Raw genomic sequence first — 19,184 nt, 5'->3', positions numbered from 1 at the left:
GCTCCTTCTTTTTGCCTGCCGCGCAAGTCTGCCGGACCTGCGCGCTGCTAGCTAGGCAGAGATTCGCGACAAATCCTTGATCCGAGACAAAAACCGCCGACAAACCGCAGGAACCCTTTCACTCGCGCGCGGCTGAGCCTAAAGCTTGGGCAGCAAAAATGGGAGGCGTGCATGGCATTGGCAGAGGCGCTGGCGGAACTCGAAACTTTGCTGGGCGACCGGCTCGACACCTCGAAAGGCGCGCGCGACCAGCACGGCCGCAACGAGACATGGTTCGCTTTCGCCCCGCCCGATGCGGTGGCCTATCCGATCAGCGCCGAGGAAGTCAGCGGGATCGTGAAAATCTGCGCCGCCCATGACGTGCCGATCACGCCCTATGGCACTGGCACCTCGCTGGAGGGGCACGCGGTGCCGGTGCGCGGCGGGATCAGCCTCGATCTGATGAAGATGGACCGTGTGGTCGACGTTCTGGCCGAGGATATGCAGGTGCGCGTCCAGCCCGGCGTGACCCGTGTGGCGCTGAACGAAGACCTGCGCGCGACGGGGCTGTTCTTCCCGGTCGATCCGGGCGCGAATGCCTCGCTTGGCGGGATGGCTGCGACCCGGGCGAGCGGGACGACGACGGTGGGCTATGGCTCGATGCGCGACAATGTGGCGGCGCTGGAGGTGGTGCTGGCCGATGGTCGCATCATCCGCACCGGCAGCCGCGCGAAGAAATCCTCGGCAGGCTACGATCTGACCGCGCTGATGGTGGGCTCGGAAGGCACGCTTGGTATCATCACCGAGTTGACGCTGCGCCTGCACGGCCAGCCCGAGGCGATCTCGTCTGCGGTCTGTGCCTTCGACACGCTGGAAGCGGCGGTCGAGACGGTGCAGATGACGATCCAGATGGGCATCCCGATGGCCCGCATCGAATTTGTCGACGACCTCACCGCGCAGATCTTCAACGAGGCCAACGGCACCGATTTCCCCGCGAAACCGCATCTGATGATCGAGTTTCACGGCTCGGAAAGCGGTGTGGCCGAAGCCTCCGAGCGGTTCGGCGAGGTCGTGGCCGAGATGGGCGGCGCCGATTTCCAATGGGCGACGACGACCGAGGACCGCAACAAGCTGTGGAAGATGCGCCACGGCGCCTACCCCGCCACGATCGCGCATCGCCCCGGCTGCATGGGGCTGGTGACCGATATCTGCGTGCCGATCTCGCGGCTGGCAGAGGCCGTGGCCGCGACGAAGCATGACATCCTCGAAGCCGGGCTGATCGGCCCTGTGGTGGGCCATGTCGGCGACGGGAATTTCCACTCCGTCCTGCTGCTCGATCCCGAGGATAAGGACGAATTCAAACGCGCCAAGCAGGTGGCCGCGAAGATGGCCGAACGTGCGCTCGAGATGCAGGGCACCGTCACCGGCGAGCACGGCATCGGCATGGGCAAGATGGGCTATATGCGCGGCGAGCATGGCGCGGGCTGGGACGTGATGGGCCAGATCAAGCGCGCACTCGACCCGCAGAACATTCTCAATCCCGGCAAACTGGTGGAGCAGGACGAATGAGCTTCGAAACCCCGGACGCGCTGCCGCGCGCCTTTGCGAAAGCCTGGGGCGCGCGCGATGCGCAGGCGCTGGCGGGCTTCTTCGCGGAAGATGCCGATTTCATCTCGCTCACCGGCGGGATCGCCTCGGGCCGTACCCAGATCGCGGAATTGTTCGCAGGCGAACTCGCCGGCGCCTTCTCGCGCGCACGACTGGTGACCGGCAAGGCCAAATCGCGCGCCGTCGGCGCCGAGGCCGCGGTCGTCCTCCAACGCTTCGTCCTGACCGGGATCATCACCGAAAACGGCGCGGATGCGGGCCGGATCGGCTGCACGCTGGCCGCAACGCTCGGGCTGACGCCAGCGGGCTGGGAAATCGTCGCCGCGCAATTCGTGGTGGAGGCGGGGTAAGACGCCGTATGGCGGCTCCCAGCCGCTTAACCTATGGTTGCGACATGGGAGAAATAAGACCAAGAATCGTCTTCGTTTGCAGCGACCGGCACCTCTCGCTGGGCAGCACCTTCATGCGCGCCCATCAGCTGATTGAACTGATTTCGCCCGAGCTTGGCGACGAGATCGATCTCTCCATTTCCCTCGCGCCGCGTAAGTCGAAGCTTTGGGGCAAGATCGCGCGCCGTCTCTGGGCTGCACGCCAACCTGAAGACGCGATCTTCTTCGTCACGAAAAGCGCCCTGCCCGTGCTGCGCCCCGAGGTCGCCGCGATCTTGAAAAAACGCGGCGGGACAATTTGCGCCGACTATGTCGATGGCGATCTCGACCGGCTTTTGTCGCCCGCCGCCGATCTGCACATCGCAAGCTCGTACCAATCCGAACGTCAGCTGGTCGACCTTATCTCTGAGCGGAACGCCGGCGGTCCCCGCTTTTCGTCCAAAGTCCACACAATCCTGCACGGCCCCGATATTCGCCTCGCCAATCAGGCTGTACGCGCGCAGCAGGACAAATTCCGCATGGTCTATTTCGGCGACCCGCTGAACTGCCAAATGAGCGAAGCGCTGCGAGACAAGATCGACGTGCTCAACGCGGCCCATGCCGAAGATTTCGAGGCCACATTCGAGGCGCTTGGAGATTACAGCGCGCATTACTGCGTCCGCCCCGACGCGCAAGGCGGCCGCGTGACGAAACCATTCACCAAGGGGATGATCGCCGCCGCCTGCGGAGCCGTTCCGCTGGTGAACCGCTCGGTGCCCGATGCCGAAGCGCTGCTTGGCGCGGACTATCCCTATTTCACCGAAGACGACAGCGACACGGCGGTAAAAGCGGCATTCGCGAAGATGGCCGCCGAGTTCAGCGCGCCAAACTGGACACAGGCCCTGAGCGCGACACAGGCGATGGCCGCGCGTGTTTCCGCCCCCGCCATTGCTGAAAGATTCAGAGAACTCGTGAAAATCGCGCGCGGGAGCGTGTTTTCACTTTGAGCCGAGTGGCGCTTTGGATAAGGGGACAGTCACTATGACGATAGCTTCGCGCTCTTCATTCCCTAGAAAGATGGTCGTCTACTCGGCCATCATAGACGATTACGATATGCCCTTGCCTCCTCGGCGGCTCAATCCGGCCTTCGACTATATTCTTCTGTCCAACACAGCGATGATGGCGCACGGTTGGACCGTCAGGCCGCTCCCAGAGCCCGCCCGGGGTTTAAGTTCCAGCGATGCGAACCGCTGGTGCAAGATGTTCGCGCATGAAATCTTTCCCGAGTACGACTATTCTGTCTATCTCGATGGCAATATGCGAAGCGTCGGTGAACTCGAGATATTGCTCAACGAGTTTATCACATCGGGTGCCGAGATCGGCCTCTTCAAACATCCGGCGCGCCGCAACGTTTCCGAAGAACTGATCGCCCTTTGCGCCAGCGATCGGTTCACGAGCGAAGAGAAGCTTGCAATGGCGGCTCAAGCGGCCCGCTACAAGAACGAGTTGCCCCCTGATAGCGGAATTCCTCTCTCTGAAAACGGTGTGATATTTCGAAGGCACGTCAGCCCCCATTTGTCCGATGCGATGTCACTATGGTGGCAGGAATTCCGTCACGGCTCCAAACGGGATCAACTCTCTTTGCCTTGGGTACTCAAGAAGATCCCGCTTCAGGTCCATCGCTGGGGGTGGTCATTCCGCAAACCCAACCCCTACTTCATTCATATGCCGCATTTTCACACGAAACAGCGCACGAAGCTCTCGATCGCGCGTTACTATCTCTCGATGCATCGAAAGACCCTGCGCAATCAGGTACGGTGCTACCTGTCCAATCGCCGCAAAACACGCGCGACCGACGCTTAACCCTTCAGCAAATCCAGTGCCGCCGCCTTCGCGGCTTCGGTGACTTCGGCGCCTGCGATCATGCGGGCGATTTCGTCGGTGCGCTCGGCTTCGGCCAGCGCGCGGACCTCGGAGGTGGTCATGTCGTTGTTGACCGATTTGGCGACGCGGAAATGGGTCGCGCCGCGAGCGGCGACCTGCGGGGAATGGGTGACGACGAGGACCTGAGCGCCCTCGGCGAGCTTTGCGAGACGACGGCCCACGGCATCGGCTGTGGCCCCGCCCACGCCGCGGTCGATCTCGTCGAAGATCAGGGTCAGCGTATCGGCGCCGCGCGCGAGCACGACTTTCAGCGCGAGGAGGAAGCGTGACAGCTCGCCGCCCGACGCGATCTTGTTGAGCGGTCCAGCCGGCGCGCCGGGGTTGGTGGCGACGGTGAAGCGCACGGTATCGGTGCCCTCGGCACCGGGCTCGCCCTCGGAGATCCGCGTCTCGAACACGGCGCGGTCCATCTTCAGCGGCGCCAATTCGCCCGCCATCGCGGCATCGAGCTGCCCTGCAGCCTCGGCACGCGCCTTCGACAGCGCAGCGGCAGCCTTGTCATAGGTCGCGCCTGCTTTGGCGAGCTCGGCTTCCAGCGCGCCGATCCCTTCTTCGCCCGCGTCCAAGGCGGCAAGCTTCTCGCGCAGGCCTTCGGCGAAATCGGCAAGTTCATCGGCGAGCACACCATGCTTGCGCGCAAGGCCACGGATCGCGAACAGACGTTCCTCGCAGGCCTCCAAGGCATGGGGATCGAAATCGAGCGCATCCAGCGCGGTCTCCACCCCCTGCGCGGCCTCACCCAGTTCGAGGAAGGCACGTTCCAACGCTTCCAGCGGCGCGTCGAGACGCCCCTCGGCCCGGTCCGCCGCGCCCTGCAGCCAGCGATCGGCGTCGCGCATCATCCCCTCCGCCCCTTCCGGGCCGAGGGCGGCAAAGGCGCGCGACACATCTTCGCGGATTTTCGCGGCGCCCTGCATCAGGCGACGCTGGCTGTCGAGCTCGGCTTCCTCGCCGGGTTTCGGATCGAGCGTGTCGAATTCCTTCACCGCATAGCGCAGGAATTCTTCCTCCTCCTTCACCGCTGCAAGCGAGCTGCGCGCCGCCTCCAGCTTGCGCGCCGCCGCCGCGCGGGCTTTCCACGCCGTGCGGGTGGCCTCCAGCAGATCCGAATGGCCCGCGAAGGCATCGAGCAGCGCCCGGTGACCGCGTTCGTTGAGCAGACCGCCATCGTCGGATTGACCGTGCAGCTCCACCAGCGAGGCGGAGACCTGCCGCAGCACGTCACCGGACGCCCGGCGGTCGTTGATCCACGCGGTCTTGCGGCCGTCGCGCGCATTCACCCGGCGCAGGATCAACTCGTCCGAGACAGGGATGCCCGCTTCGGCCAGTACCTCGCGCGCGGGGTGATCGGAGGGCAGCTCGAACACCGCCGTCACCTCGCCCTGATCGGCGCCCTGACGCACCAGTTCGGCCCGGCCGCGCCAGCCCAGCACGAAGCCCAGACAATCAAGCAGAATCGACTTGCCCGCCCCGGTCTCGCCGGTCAGCACATTGAGGCCGGGGCCGAAGTCCAGCTCCAGCCTCTCGATAATCAGAATGTCGCGGATATCCAGCGAATGTAGCATTTCAGACCATGAGGGCCCCGATCAGAGCCACTTGCCCTGAACCACCTGACGATACACGCTGGACAGCCATCCGTTGCCCTTCGCCTCGGGCTTCAACCCACGCTTTTGCAGCAGGTTGAAAGCGTCCTGATAGAAGGGCGAGGACTGGAAGTTGTGGCCGAGGATCGCGCCTGCGGTCTGCGCCTGATCGGTGATGCCGAGCGCCAGATAGGCCTCCACCAGACGTTCCAGCGCCTCGGGCGTGTGGCTCGTCGTTTGGAATTGCTCCACCACCACGCGGAAGCGGTTGATCGCCGCGGTGTAGTTGCCGCGCTTGAGGTAGTAACGCCCGATCTCCATCTCCTTGCCCGCGAGGTGGTCGAAGGCGAGGTCGAATTTCAGGATCGCCGACTGGGCATATTCCGAATCCGGGTATTTCTCGATCACGTCGCGCAGCGCCTGCAGCGCCTGGAAGGTCAGGCCCTGATCGCGGCCGACCTCGTCGATCTGATCGTAATAGCTGAGCGCCAGAAGATATTGCGCATAGGCCGCATCTTCGTCGCCGGGATAGGTGTCGAGGAATCGCTGCGCCGAAGCGCGGGCTTCTTCGTAATTCTTCGCCTTATGCTGGGCATAGGCTTCCATGATCAACGCGCGCTTGGCCCATTGCGAATAGGGGTAAAGCCGCTCGACCTCGGAGAAATACTTCAGCGCGGTATTGGGGCGGCGCGGATTGCCGACCTCCAGCTCATATTCGCCACGCTCGTAGATTTGCTTGGCCGTGAAGTTTTCGAGGTTCGGTGCTTTGTTCGGGTCAGTACCGCAGGCGGAAAGCGCCATTACAAGACCAAGAGCCCCGAGTTTCGCTGCCGCCAGTTTGCCGCGCGCCATGCCCTGCCCCATCCCTCTTTCGTTGCCGGAGAAAGGCCCCGGACCCGTCAATCACTACCCCGTTTCGGAGGCCGTTCGGCATGTCCTAGCATAGAAAAATCCGGGGCGCAAAATGCCTTTGCGGGTTTTGACGCCCCTTTTCCCGATGCCCGCGAACCCGTGACCGGGCCGCGATGCATTCAGGCCGATGCCAGTGCCGCTGCCGAGCATACACCAGCGCCGGGCAAGCTGTAAGCCTGCGCGGGCGAACAGGTTTCCCAGCACCACGCATCGGGGCGCTCGAACAACGCCCGCAGAAGCTGGTTGGTCATCGCGTGACCCGCGCGGTTGCCACGATAGCGACCGAGGATCGGCGCGCCCGCAAGCGCGAGATCGCCAAGCGCATCGAGCATCTTGTGGCGCACGGGTTCATCCGCGTGACGCAGACCGCCGGGGCTGAGCACCTTGTCGCCATCGACGACCACGGCATTCTCGAAAGTGCCGCCGAGGCTGAGCCCTTTCTCGCGCATCGCGTCGACATCGGCGAGACGGCAGAAGGTGCGGCTGTCCATCAACTCGCGCACGAAGGCGCCATTGGCCATCTTGAGGCGCTTGCTCTGACGACCGATCGCGGCGTCGGTGAAGTCGATCGCAAAATCGATCTCGAGGCCCGCGGCAGGTTCGATGCGCGCCACGGCCTGACCGTTGCGCACTTCGACCGGCTTGAGAATGCGGATCGCGCGCAGTTCAGCGGCAAGCTCACGCAAACCAGCCGCGCGGAACGCCGCGACGAACTGGGCCGAAGACCCGTCGAGGATCGGCACTTCCGGCCCGTCCAGCGAGATCAGCGCATTGTGGATGCCCGAGCCCACGAGAGCCGCCATCAGGTGCTCGATCGTGGAGACCTGAACGCCGTCCTCGTTTTCGATCAGCGTGCAGAGCGTCGCGCTCGGCACGTTGCTCCACAAAGCGGGCACACGCGGGTTCACGCCGGACACATCGGTGCGACGGAACACGATTCCATGGCCTGCAGGCGCCGGATGCACATGCATCTCGACCGGGGCGCCCGAATGGAGCCCAACGCCGGAAAAGGCCACGGATTTGGCAAGCGTCGTCTGCACGATAACCTCACAACTTTTTTCTCTGGCGATCCACGAACACACGGGTCCGAGAGCCGCAGCATCAGTTAGTCAGAGACGGCGGGGTTAACAATTCACTCTTTGTAACGGCCTGAAACATTGCGTCCGCGATCGGGCGGAACGCCGCGCAAACGCACATAAGCCCCTAATTTATAATAGAAAAAGGCCCGCTCTCGCAGGCCTTTTTCGACGTTTCGTGAAGTCTTTGTGAGCGATTAATTCGCCTGACGGCGCAGGAATGCCGGGATCTCGATGCGATCCTGATCCTCGGATTGCTCATCATCATAGGCCTCGGCACGCGGCTGAGCGGTCTGCGGACGCTGCTGCTGGGGCTGCGGCGCGGGCTGCTGCGGAGCGTGCTGCTGGGGCGCGTGGCCCTGCTCGGCATGGCCGTGGCCGGTCATGCGATTGATCAGCGAATTGATGCCAAAGCGCGGACGCTCTGCCTGCGGCTGCGGTTGCGGCTGCTGCGGTGCGGCCGGGCGAGTCGCCGCCATCGGACGCTGCGCGGGCGCGCTCGACGGAGCCTTGTTCACCGCCGCCTCGAGACGACGCAGGGCTTCCGGCGACGGGGTGCCGGGCTGACGCGGACGCGGTGCGACATAGTCATGCGCGCCGTCTTCGACATGCAGATCCTGCGCGGGCGCAGGCTGCGGACGATAGGCCGGCGGCGGCAGGTCGTCAGCGGCTTCCTGAGCGCGCGGCTGCTCCATCGTGGCGCGAGCTGCGGGCGCGTCGAACAGGGTCCGCTCTTGTGCGGTCTGCTGCGGCTGCGGCGCGGGCTGCGGGGCTGCCTGAGCGGCCGGTGCCTGCTGCGGCGCGGGCTGCGGGGCCGGAGCGGGCTGCGGCGCCGGAGCGGGCGCATGCTCGATGGTAGCTTCGGCTGCGGTTTCCGCGGGCTTCAGCGGCTCGGCGAGCGAGCGGCGCGGCACCGGGACTTCCGCCGGGGTGGCCAGCGCATCTATACCGGTCGCGACCACGGAGACACGCATCGCGCCTTCCATGTCGGGGTCCAGCGTCGAGCCGACGATGATGTTGGCATCCGCATCGACCTCTTCGCGAATGCGGTTTGCCGCTTCGTCGAGTTCGAACAGCGTCAGGTCGTAGCCGCCGGTGATGTTGATCAGCACGCCCTTGGCGCCTGCCAGCGAGATCTCGTCGAGGAGCGGGTTCGCGATGGCCTTCTCGGCAGCCTGAACTGCGCGATCTTCGCCCGTCGCCTCGCCGGTGCCCATCATCGCCTTGCCCATCTCGTCCATCACCGCACGCACGTCGGCGAAGTCGAGGTTGATCAGGCCCGGACGGACCATCAGGTCGGTCACGCCTTTGACGCCCTGATACAGAACGTCGTCCGCCATCGAGAAGGCCTCGGTGAAGGTGGTCTTCTCGTTGGCCAGACGGAACAGGTTCTGGTTCGGAATGATGATCAGCGTGTCGACGACCTTCTGGAGCTCTTCGAGGCCCTGCTCGGCCTGACGCATCCGCTTGGAGCCTTCGAACTGGAAGGGCTTGGTCACGACGCCGACGGTCAGCACGCCCAGCTCACGCGCGGCCTGCGCGATGATCGGAGCGGCGCCGGTGCCGGTGCCGCCGCCCATGCCGGCGGTGATGAAGCACATATGCGCGCCTGCGAGGTGATCGACGATCGCCTCGATGCTTTCTTCGGCCGCGGCCGCGCCCACCGTGGGACGTGCGCCTGCGCCCAGACCCTCGGTGACCTTGGTGCCCATCTGGACCCGGGCCTGCGACTTGGACTGCTGCAGCGCCTGAGCGTCGGTATTCGCGACCACGAATTCCACGCCCTCAAGCTGCTGCTCGATCATGTTGTTGACCGCGTTCCCGCCCGCGCCCCCGACGCCGAATACGGTGATCCGGGGCTTCAGGTCCTCGTGCTCTGACATCATCAAATTCAACGCCATGTGGTATGTCCGCCTGTTGTTGCTGCCCGACCCTGTCCCAGGCCGATTTCAATGGAAATTAGACCGATTTTAGCGATGAATCGCCGCAGCGTCACGTAAAAAACCGCTTCGGACCACAAAATCTGGAGCTCCAGATTCCGTGACCAGCGGTATTTCGCGCAGACGTCAGCATATTGTGTGGATGATGCGGCCAGACCGCCGCCGCTACGCGAACTTGAACTTCGCGCGACAGGGGCCTGAGATCAGTCAATTTTCACTTTTGCAACATTTCACCAATTATCGCGGAACCAGCGGATGGCCCGGCGCAGCGAGCGCCCGCCCAGCGTTTCGGGGGGCATCTCGAAATCCCACCACTCGTCTTGCGGATGCGCCGCGAAAAGCGACAGACCCACCACGGAAGAGAAGCCCGAGCCGGTCGCGGCCTGCGGCAGACCCTGCACCCGCATGGGCCGCCCGAGCCGCACATTCTGGCCGAGGATTCGCGCGGCCAGCCCGTCGAGACCGGGAATCTGGCTCGCCCCGCCCGTCAGCACGATCTGCTTCGAGGGCAGATGCTCGAACCCCGCAGCATCGAGGATCGCGCGCACGTCTTCGAGGATTTCCTCGACGCGCGGGCGCATTATTCCGATCAGTTCGGCGCGGCTCACCTGGCGGCGATCCTTTTCCCAGTCGCCGGAGTCGCCGCCCAGCTCGATCATCTCGCGATCGTCCATGCCGGTGGCGACAACGCCGCCGTGGAAGGTCTTGATCCGCTCGGCCACCGACATCGGCACCCGCAGCCCCGCCGCGATGTCGCGCGTGACATGCTCGCCGCCCAGCCGCACCGCGTCGGCATAGATCATGTGTTTCTTCATGAAGATCGACACGCCGGTCGCGCCGCCGCCCATGTCGATGCAGGCCGCGCCCAGTTCCTGCTCGTCCTCGACGAGGCTGGAGACGCCCGAAACGTACGCCGAGCTGGCGATGCCCGCGAGTTCGAGATCACAGCGACGGATGCAATAGATCAGGTTCTGGATCGCGGTGTCGGAGACGGTCAGCAGATGCATGTCGACCGCGAGGCGCTGCCCCGCATGGCCCCGCGGATCGGCCAGACCCGAGCGGTGATCGAGTGCGAAGTTTACCGGCTGCGCATGAAGCACCTCGCGCCCTGCCCCGAGCGGCGGGATATCGCACGATGCCAGCACGCGGCTCACATCGACCTCGGTGACCTGATCGCCCTGCACTTCGATCTCGCCCGCCAGCCCGTAGGACCGGGGCTCGGCGCCCGCGAAACAGGCGATGACGTGATCGACGCGGGTATTGGCCATCTTCTGCGCGGCCTGCACGGCGGTCCGGATCGCGCGCTCGGTCTCCGCCATCGCGTCGATCTCGCCGAAGCGCACCCCGCGCGAACGCGTCGTCGCGGCCCCAATCACCCGCACCGAGGCGTGCCCGGCCAGCGAGTCCTCATCCTCGGACCCGTTCGGATTGTCGAATTTCAGAACGAGGCAGGCGATCTTGGAACTGCCGATATCGAGAAGCGCGATCACGCCCCGTTGCATCGCTGCCTTACGCATGTTGCGCATTGCGCGCTGGAACTCGTAGAGATCGGTCATTGCGTGGCCCTCGCTTTGAGAATGTCAGACTGCACCCGGCGGAATTCGGCGAGCGCGTTATCGCTGAGCCGGATCGTCGGACGGTCCTTGTTTCGAAAATCAATCACGGTGAAATCGCGGGCAAGCAGATCCTCGGCGGTGTTGAGCGCGAGGATGCGGTCGAGTGCGGCGACGGGATCCGTCTCGGGAAGCATGATGCGCTGATCGTGATCCAGCACGAGATCCCAGCGGCGCTCGCCCAGTCGCTCCAACCCGCGCAGACGCGACAGAAGCGGACCGGCATCGGCAATGATTTCCAGCGCCTCGGGCACCGCCTTATCCGCGCCCATGCCGGAAATCACCGGCAGATCGGGGCGCGCTTCGCGGGAAATCAGAGTGGCAACCCGGTGGCCCGACGCGTCGAGCATTTCGAGCCCGCCCGGCTGGCGCCAGAGGATCGCGGGCACGCGCTCGGTCACGTCTGCCTCAAGCACGCCGCCCGGGCGGATCACCAGCCGCGCATCGGCCACCGCATCGAGGCGGCGGATCGTGTCGCGATAGGCGTCGAGGTCGATATCGAAGCTGGACGCAGGGAGCCCCACCGGCAGCATCGCGCGCACGGCATGGGCGACCTCGGGACTCGCGCCTTCGATCTTCAGCAGCTTGACCATGAATTCGGGGCGATGTTCGATCGCGTCCTTCACATCCTGCACCTGCGCGACGAGATCGGCGCGGCGGCCCGGATCGCCCAGCCACAGGCCGAGACCCGCGACGATCAGAACAATCGGCACGCCGATCCGGGTGAAGGCGCGCACCGCAGGCGTGAGCCACAGCCGTTCGAGTTTGAAAGCAAGCCGCGACGGCGCGGGATCGCGGCGGGCGGGACGTTTGGAGCGTTGGTAAACGCGAGGGGCCATACCGCCCGAAGGGCCTTGGCGATGCCCGGGGGCTTCGCGCGGCGGGGCACCGTTCAGCGGCCGCATGAGGCGTCCTCCACCAACCAAGCGCAAAGCTCGGGGAAATCGATGCCGCAATGCGCGGCCTGTTCGGGCGAAAGCGACGTGGGCGTCATGCCGGGCTGGGTGTTGGTCTCCAGCAGCACGAGACCGGCGAGCCCCCTGCCCTCGTCCCAGCGGAAATCGGTGCGCGAGAGGCCCCGGCAGCCCAGCACCTGATGCGCGCGGACCGCATAATCGAGGCAGGCTTCGGTGATCTCGACGGGGATCTCGGCGGGCAGAACGTGGCGCGAGCCGCCGGGGCGGTATTTCGCGTCATAGTCGTACCAGCCCTCGGTGATGATCTCGGTCACGCAAAGCGCGCGATCGCCCATCACGGAAACCGTCAGCTCACGGCCCGGGGCGTAGGTCTCGACCATCACCTCTTCGGGCATCTCGGCCGATAGCTGCGGCGGCGAGTTCGCGCCATCCATCACCAGATAGACGCCGACCGACGAGCCCTCGTTATTCGGCTTCACGACATAAGGCGCGGGCAGCACGTGCCGCGCCATCACGTCGTCCTTGGTCGCGATCACGGATTGCACGATCGGCAGGTTCGCGGCGGCATAGGCTTGCTTGGCGCGCGCCTTGTCCATCGCCAGCGCCGAGGCCAGCACACCGGAATGCGTGTAGGGGACGCGGAGCCATTCGAGCATGCCCTGAACGCAGCCATCCTCGCCCCAGCGACCATGCAAAGCATTGAAAACGCAATTGGGCGCGGCATCGCTCAGCCGTTGCGGAAGATCCTCTCCCGCGTCGATCTCGATCACTTCGAAACCCGCCGTGCGCAACGCCTTGGCGCATTCGCGCCCCGAGGACAGAGACACCTCCCGCTCAGCAGAAGGGCCGCCCAGAAGAACCGCCACACGGTGGGATGCCCTGCTCGACATACCCGCTACTTTCGCCTCATGCGGGGGTTGACCCCCGTCCGGTAATTGCGTTGCAGGGTGGAGGTCTTACGCCTCGAATTCTCCTACACGCATGATTTCCCACTCTAGCGAAATTCCGCTCGATTGCACAACCTTTTTGCGCACCTCTTCCCCGAGATTTTCGAGATCGGCCGCGGTCGCCCCGCCAGTGTTGATCATAAAGTTGCTGTGTTTTTCCGACATTTGCGCGCCACCGATGCGCGCGCCGCGCATTCCGGCGTCGTCGATGACCTTCCACGCCTTCAGCTCATGCGTGTCATCGGCCCGGCCCGTCGAGGAAAAGCCCGCCGGGTTGCGGAAGGTCGATCCGGCGGTGCGGTCCTTGGTGGGTTGGGTCGCGTCGCGCTTGGCCAGTTGCTCGGCCATATGCGCTTCAAGCGCGTCGGGGTCACCGGCCTCCGCCCGGAACGTCGCGCCGGTCAGCACCCAGCCTTCGGGCAAATCGCTCTGACGGTAGGCGAAGTTCAGATCCCCGGGCGTGAGCGTGACCCGCTCCCCTGCCCGCGTGATCACGCGCGCTTCGATCAGGTGATCGGCGACGTAAGAGCCGTAGCAGCCCGCATTCATCCGCACCGCCCCGCCGATCGCGCCGGGAATGGTGCGCAGGAAAGTCAGGTCCAGCCCCGCCTGCGCCGCCTTGCGCGCGACATGGGCGTCGAGCGCCGCGGCGCCCGCGGTGACCGTGTCGCCCTCGCAGGCGATGCCGTTGAAGCCCCGCCCCATGCGGATCACCACCGCCCGCAGTCCCCCATCGCGCACGATCAGGTTCGAGCCTACGCCCATCGGAAAGACCGCGATCTCCTCGGGCAGCCCTTTGAGGAACTCTGCAAGGTCCTCCTCGTCGGCAGGCTGGAACAGCCAATCCGCCGGGCCGCCCACGCGCAGCCAGGTCAGCGAGTCGAGCGGACGGTTCGGCGTCAGCGCGCCGCGCGGGGTATAGGTCGAAGGACAATCAGTCATGGCGCATCTCGTAGCCGCGCATGCAGGGCGAGGCAAGCGATCCCGATCTCATTCAGCGGGGTCACGCGTACCCCGCAGCGCACGGACAAGGAAAATGACCGGCCAGCGCAGCACAGACATGCCGCCCGCCAGCACCAGCAGCCCCATGATCGGGCCGTTCTGATAGGTCACCCAGCCCACCAGCGGCACGCCCAACGCGATCAGCCCCCACGCGCCCGGCCAGTGGAACCGCCTCGGTCCCATCGCGATCAGCGTGGCAATGAGCGCCCAGACACAGGCAAGAACGAGCGAGACGGTCATGAGAAACCTCCCAGGGCTGCGATCAGGGCCGCTCCGGCGACCAATGCGCCCACGACCGGAACGGCCATAGGCACTTTGAACGGCGCATAGTCGGACCGGCTTTTCAGCGCGACGAGCGACAGGTTAACGAGAAGGAAGACGCCCAGGAGCACCTTCGAAGTGATACCGGCCAATTGCTCGACCGGGGCAGCGAGCGCAAGCGCAATCATCGCCATACCGCAAAGAAGAGTCGCGAGGACCGGCGTGCCAAAGCGCGGATGCGCCTGATGAAAAACGGACAGCGCAGGACTGCGGCGGCCAAGACCGAACAGCACGCGCGCTGCCATCACCACCTGCGCGAGCACTCCGTTGAGCGCCGCCGCCACCGCGATCGCGGCAAGGATGCCCGGCCCGTGCCCCGCCGATTGCCAGACCAGCGCCAGCGGCTGCTCGGAGCGGGCGAGATCGGCCAGCGGCACTGCACGCACGGCGGCATAGCTTACGGTCAGATAGAGGATCGCGGTGATCGCGAGCGCGGCGAGGATCGCGCGCGGCATGTCGCGGATCGGGTCGCGCATCTCCTCGGACATGTTCACCATATCCTCGAAACCGATGAAGGCGAAGAAGGCGAGCGATGCGGCCGCCGCGATCCCGGCCCAATGCGGCGCGGGCAGCGGCGTGAGGTCGGGGCTTGGGTCGGTCGAAAGTCCCGCCCAGATCACCAAAACCAGCCCGACCACCTCGACAAGCGTCAGCGCCACGGCGAGCCCCACGGATTCCAGCACACCAAGGCAGGCGACGCCGATCAGCACCAGCCCGAAGGCGATCATCACGCCCTCGACCGGCAGCGGCACCAGCAGCGTCAGATAGCCCGCCCCGCCGCGCAGCACCGCCGCCGCCGAAACCGTGCCCGCGACCACGATGCCCAGCCCCACGATCAGCGCCAGCGCATGACTGCGCAGACCCTCCTCGACATAGGCCGCCTCTCCTGCAGCTTCGGGGATACGCGAGGACAATTCGGCATAGGACAGCGCCGACGGCGCCGCGATCAACCCTGCCAGCACGAAGGCCAGCGGCGCCCAGATCCCGGCCTGCGCCGCGACCGCGCCGACCAGCACATAGATACCCGCGCCCACCATGACGCCGACCCCGTAGCCGGTCATCAGCCACGGACCCAATCGGCGTTTCAGATGCGTCTCGTCACGCATGACGCGGCCCTTCTTGCCCACATGAGACGACGTGGCAGCGCCGCAAGTCTTTTCGATGTCGTGCCGGGTCGCCCCGGCGCCTGCTCAGCCCCCCAGCTTCGCAGGCAGGTTGTTCGCCCAGGTCGAGATCGTCCCCGCCCCGAGGCAGACGACGATATCGCCGGGACGCGCCTGTTCACGCACCAGCCGAGCCAGATCATCTTCCGACAAAATGGCACGAGCATGACGGTGACCATGCGCGATCAGCCCGGCGACCAGATCGTCGCGCGTAGCCCCCTCGATCGGTTCCTCGCCCGCCGAGAAAACTTCGGCGATGGCGACCACATCGGCCTCGTTGAAACAGGTGCAGAAATCGTCGAACAGCGAATGCAGGCGCGAATAGCGGTGCGGCTGGTGGACCGCGATCACCCGCGCACCGGGCTTCACCGCCTGACGCGCGGCTTTCAGCACGGCGGCAATCTCGACCGGGTGGTGGCCGTAATCATCGATGATCGTGACCCCGCCCAGCACGTCGCCGACCTTGGTGAAGCGCCGATTGACGCCACCGAAGCTCGCCAGAGCCTCCTTGATCTCGCCCATCTTCATCCCGAGATGGCGCGCCACCGCAACGGCGGCCAGCGCGTTCGAGACGTTGTGATCGCCCGGCATCGGCAGGGTGCAGCCCTCGATCACCGGCTTGCCCTCTTCGCCCTGCAGCGCGATGTCGAAATGCGCGACGCCCGCATCGTAATGCAGGTTGATCGCCCGGATATCGGCCTGCGCGTTGAAGCCGAACGTCACGACGCGGCGGTCGTTGAGCTTGCCGACCAGAGTCTGCACTTCCGGGTGATCGGTGCAGCAGACAGCCAACCCGTAGAAAGGGATGTTCGAGACGAAATCGTAAAACCCTTTGCGCAGCGCATCGAAGGAGCCCCAATGCTCCATATGCTCGGGGTCGATATTGGTCACGATGGCGATGGTCGCGGGCAGACGGTTGAACGAGCCGTCGCTCTCGTCGGCCTCCACCACCATCCACTCGCCCGCGCCTGCGCGCGCGTTCGAGCCATAAGCGTGGATGATCCCGCCATTGATCACGGTCGGATCGAAATTGCCCTTGTCGAGCAGCGTCGCGACCATCGTCGTGGTCGTCGTCTTGCCGTGGGTGCCGCCGATTGCGATGTTCGATTTCAGGCGCATCAGCTCGGCCAGCATCTCGGCGCGGCGCACGACCGGCAGACCGCGACGGCGCGCCTCTTCCAGCTCGGGATTGCCCGGCTTGATCGCGGTCGAGATCACCACGACGCCCGCCTCACCGATATTCTCGGCGCGCTGGCCCTCGAAGATGGTCGCGCCCAGCTTCGCCAGACGGTCGGTGATCTTGGAGGATTTCGCATCCGAGCCCTGAACCGTGAACCCTTGCGTCATCAGCACTTCGGCGATGCCGGACATGCCGATCCCGCCGATACCGACGAAATGGATGGGGCCGAGTTCTCCGGGCAGTTTGGTCGCGTTCATTGAGTCTTTCCTGCTAGGTCTTCGACGAGGGCGACGAGCCGCTCGGTGGCGTCCGGCACCCCGTAGGAGAGGGCCGCGCGCGACATCTGCAGCGCGCCCTCGGGGTTGTCCAGCACCAGTGAAATTTGATCCGCGAGGCTCTCGGTCGAGAGCTGGCTCTCGGGGATGGTGATCGCGCCGCCGGTCTTTGCGAGACCGCGCGCATTGGCCGCTTGGTGATCGCCAGCGGCGGCGGCATAGGGGATCAGGATCGCGGGCCGTCCGATGACGGAGATATCCGCGACCGAGGACGCACCGGCGCGCGAGATCACCAGCTGGCATTCGCTGAGACGGCGCGGCACGTCGTTGAAGAAGGGCTCGACCTCGGCGCTGATGCCCGCGGCCTCATAGGCGGCCACGACCCGGTCGAGGTCTTCGGGGCGCGCCTGATGGGAGACGCGCAGATTGGCGCGGGCGGCTTCCGGAAGGCTCGCCATTGCCGCCGGAACCGTGTCCGACAGGATGCGCGCGCCCTGAGAGCCGCCGATCACGAGGACCGACATCGGGTAGTCGCCCGGGGGGATATAGGCCGCGCCCGCCCGCTCCAGCACGGCAGCCCGCACCGGGTTGCCCGTATGCTCGCCCTGCACGCCCTCTGGCAGATCGGTCGGCCAGGTGCCGCAGGCGAAGCGGTTCACCTTCTTGGCGAAGACGCGGTTCACCTTGCCCATGATGCCGTTCTGCTCGTGAATGGCGCGGGGGATGCCCAGGAACACCGCCGAGGACAGCGCCGGGATCGTCGGATAGCCGCCGAAGCCCACCACCACCGTCGGCTTGTCCGACAGGTTCTTGCGGATGGCCGAAGCCACGCCGCCCGCGATCTTGAACGGCACGCCCAGTTTGCCGAGCGCGCCACCGCGCGCAAACGTCGCCGAGGCGATCTGCTCCACCGTCACCGTATGGGGAAAGCCGCCCGCGTAGCGCGCGCCGCGCGCATCCGTGGACAGCTTCACGCGCCAGCCCCGGCGCACCATCGCCTCGGCCAGCGCCTGTGCGGGGAACATATGCCCGCCGGTGCCGCCAGCGGCGATCAGCAGTAGCGGGGTCGTGTCCTTGGCCATGTCCCCCTCCTGAGGGTTTTAGCGACCGCGTCGGGCGAGAATATCCGAAATCTGTCCCTGCGGCCGGGTCCGAGTCAGCGCGAGCAACATACCCACCGCAATCCCCGAAGCAATGACCGAAGAGCCCCCGTAGCTGACGAACGGCAAAGTCATGCCTTTCGCAGGCAGAAGGCGCACCGCGACGCCCATATTGATGATCGCCTGAACGCCGAAGGCGCAGGCCAGACCGGAGCCCGCAAGCCGGGTGAAGGGATCGCGCTCGCGCATCAGGCGCAGCAGCGACCGGATCACCACGGTTGCGTAAAGCGCGATGATCACGAGGACGAGGATCAGCCCGTATTCCTCAGCCGCGACCGCGATGATGAAGTCGGTATGCGCATCGGGCAGCGACCATTTCACCGAGCCCTGCCCCACGCCGACGCCGAAGAACCCGCCCTCTTGGATCGCGTTCGTCGCGTAACCGATCTGGGTGCGCGGATCGACATCCGTCGAGAGGAAGCCGTTGATCCGGCGCGCGAAGTGTTCCGAGAAGTTATAGGCAAAGAAGCCGCCCGCCACGGTCAGCGCCCCGATCCCCGTGAGCAGCGCAATCGGCGCGCCCGAGATGAAATACATCACCGACCAGGCGAACAGCACCAGCGACGCCTGCCCGAAATCGGGTTGAAGCGCGAGCGCCACCACGATGATGACCATCAGCAGGAAGGAATAGAGCCGCCCCTTGGGGCCCCCGACGTCATGGGCTGCGGCCATGAACCAGCCGGAGATGATGACGAAACCGGGTTTGAGGAATTCGGACGGCTGGATCGACGCGAAGCCGAAGGAATACCACCGCACCGCGCCCTTGCCGAAATCGGTGCCCAGCACCGGCAGCAGCATCACCGCGACGAAGGCGCCGACGAAGCCGATCACGCCCAGCCTGCGCACCTGTTTGGGGTCGAGCATCGAGATGCCCAGCATCACGCCCAGCGCCACCACCCCGAAGAAGGCCTGTCGCTTGACGTAATAGAAAGGCTCAAGACCGTTACGCTCTGCCAGCGGCACCGAGGCTGCGAGCCCCAGCAACATGCCAAGGCCGAACAACGCCAAAACGGCGCCGAGCGCCCATTTGTCGATCGTGCGCCACCATTTCGGTAAGACGGGTTCACCGGCCCGCACGGGGACGGTGCCGAATGCCATTTCTGTCATGGGCTATACTGCCGTTACTGCCTCGAATACGCCCGTTTTCCGGGTCTGGTCGGAATCGTAGCCCAAAAGCTTTGAGATGACTAGGAAAA

Annotated in this window: 17 protein-coding genes; 4 read left to right on the top strand and 13 right to left on the bottom strand. The window is 65.3% G+C overall.

The window, feature by feature from the left end; all coding sequences use genetic code 11:
• Window positions 1–171: 171 nt before the first annotated feature.
• The 4 genes from ACZ7GB_RS16700 (at window position 172) to ACZ7GB_RS16685 (ending at window position 3,818) form a co-directional block, all read left to right on the top strand.
• Entirely contained in the window at window positions 172–1,548 is a 1,377-nt protein-coding gene (locus ACZ7GB_RS16700; protein WP_472159607.1) for an FAD-binding oxidoreductase, read from the top strand.
• Window positions 1,545–1,937, top strand: a complete 393-nt coding sequence (locus ACZ7GB_RS16695) for an SgcJ/EcaC family oxidoreductase (RefSeq protein WP_078542649.1) — start codon at window positions 1,545–1,547, stop codon at window positions 1,935–1,937. Before ACZ7GB_RS16700 ends, ACZ7GB_RS16695 begins: the two co-directional genes overlap by 4 nt.
• 287 nt (window positions 1,938–2,224) lie before the next feature.
• A complete protein-coding gene (locus ACZ7GB_RS16690) occupies window positions 2,225–2,962 on the top strand; it encodes a hypothetical protein (protein ID WP_472159605.1) in 738 nt (245 codons plus the stop codon).
• A gap of 34 nt (window positions 2,963–2,996) precedes the next feature.
• Complete coding sequence (locus ACZ7GB_RS16685) at window positions 2,997–3,818, top strand: glycosyltransferase domain-containing protein (RefSeq protein ID WP_472159604.1); 822 nt, start codon at window positions 2,997–2,999, stop codon at window positions 3,816–3,818.
• Here ACZ7GB_RS16685 and recN read toward each other — a convergent pair.
• From recN to ACZ7GB_RS16620, 13 genes are all read right to left on the bottom strand, one after another.
• Complete coding sequence (gene recN / locus ACZ7GB_RS16680) at window positions 3,815–5,464, bottom strand: DNA repair protein RecN (protein WP_472159602.1); 1,650 nt, start codon at window positions 5,462–5,464, stop codon at window positions 3,815–3,817. The two genes, ACZ7GB_RS16685 and recN, sit on opposite strands and share 4 nt — an antisense overlap.
• A gap of 21 nt (window positions 5,465–5,485) precedes the next feature.
• Window positions 5,486–6,334 (bottom strand): outer membrane protein assembly factor BamD, encoded by an 849-nt coding sequence (locus ACZ7GB_RS16675; protein ID WP_078523038.1) that lies wholly within the window; start codon window positions 6,332–6,334, stop codon window positions 5,486–5,488.
• Between the two features lie 179 nt (window positions 6,335–6,513).
• Entirely contained in the window at window positions 6,514–7,434 is a 921-nt protein-coding gene (lpxC, locus tag ACZ7GB_RS16670; protein ID WP_078522993.1) for a UDP-3-O-acyl-N-acetylglucosamine deacetylase, read from the bottom strand.
• 233 nt (window positions 7,435–7,667) lie between these two features.
• Entirely contained in the window at window positions 7,668–9,371 is a 1,704-nt protein-coding gene (gene ftsZ / locus ACZ7GB_RS16665; RefSeq protein WP_472159600.1) for a cell division protein FtsZ, read from the bottom strand.
• 269 nt (window positions 9,372–9,640) lie between these two features.
• Window positions 9,641–10,966: a cell division protein FtsA gene (gene ftsA, locus ACZ7GB_RS16660; RefSeq protein WP_078522995.1), complete on the bottom strand. Its 1,326-nt coding sequence runs from the start codon at window positions 10,964–10,966 to the stop codon at window positions 9,641–9,643.
• Window positions 10,963–11,928, bottom strand: coding sequence for a cell division protein FtsQ/DivIB (locus ACZ7GB_RS16655; RefSeq protein ID WP_472159598.1), 966 nt, complete (start codon window positions 11,926–11,928; stop codon window positions 10,963–10,965). Before ACZ7GB_RS16655 ends, ftsA begins: the two co-directional genes overlap by 4 nt.
• Entirely contained in the window at window positions 11,916–12,830 is a 915-nt protein-coding gene (locus tag ACZ7GB_RS16650; RefSeq protein WP_472159596.1) for a D-alanine--D-alanine ligase, read from the bottom strand. Before ACZ7GB_RS16650 ends, ACZ7GB_RS16655 begins: the two co-directional genes overlap by 13 nt.
• A gap of 66 nt (window positions 12,831–12,896) precedes the next feature.
• On the bottom strand, window positions 12,897–13,829 hold the full coding sequence (gene murB / locus ACZ7GB_RS16645; RefSeq protein ID WP_472159595.1) for a UDP-N-acetylmuramate dehydrogenase: 933 nt from the start codon (window positions 13,827–13,829) through the stop codon (window positions 12,897–12,899).
• A 48-nt stretch (window positions 13,830–13,877) separates the two neighbouring features.
• Window positions 13,878–14,129 (bottom strand): DUF2484 family protein, encoded by a 252-nt coding sequence (locus ACZ7GB_RS16640; RefSeq protein WP_078601773.1) that lies wholly within the window; start codon window positions 14,127–14,129, stop codon window positions 13,878–13,880.
• Window positions 14,126–15,316: an APC family permease gene (locus ACZ7GB_RS16635; protein WP_472159593.1), complete on the bottom strand. Its 1,191-nt coding sequence runs from the start codon at window positions 15,314–15,316 to the stop codon at window positions 14,126–14,128. The genes ACZ7GB_RS16640 and ACZ7GB_RS16635 overlap by 4 nt, the downstream gene beginning before the upstream one ends.
• An 84-nt stretch (window positions 15,317–15,400) precedes the next feature.
• A complete protein-coding gene (gene murC, locus ACZ7GB_RS16630) occupies window positions 15,401–16,810 on the bottom strand; it encodes a UDP-N-acetylmuramate--L-alanine ligase (protein WP_078523001.1) in 1,410 nt (469 codons plus the stop codon).
• The gene (locus ACZ7GB_RS16625) at window positions 16,807–17,910 is read right to left on the bottom strand and encodes a UDP-N-acetylglucosamine--N-acetylmuramyl-(pentapeptide) pyrophosphoryl-undecaprenol N-acetylglucosamine transferase (RefSeq protein WP_472159592.1); all 1,104 of its coding nucleotides are present in this window, start codon (window positions 17,908–17,910) and stop codon (window positions 16,807–16,809) included. Before ACZ7GB_RS16625 ends, murC begins: the two co-directional genes overlap by 4 nt.
• An 18-nt stretch (window positions 17,911–17,928) precedes the next feature.
• A complete protein-coding gene (locus tag ACZ7GB_RS16620; protein ID WP_078523003.1) occupies window positions 17,929–19,095 on the bottom strand; it encodes a peptidoglycan glycosyltransferase FtsW in 1,167 nt (388 codons plus the stop codon).
• Window positions 19,096–19,184 lie beyond the last annotated feature (89 nt).

This window comes from Thioclava sp. PTB-PU3-1, from assembly GCF_055666785.1.
Note: the sequence above shows the minus strand (reverse complement) of the source record. Positions and strands in the feature narration are given on the sequence as shown.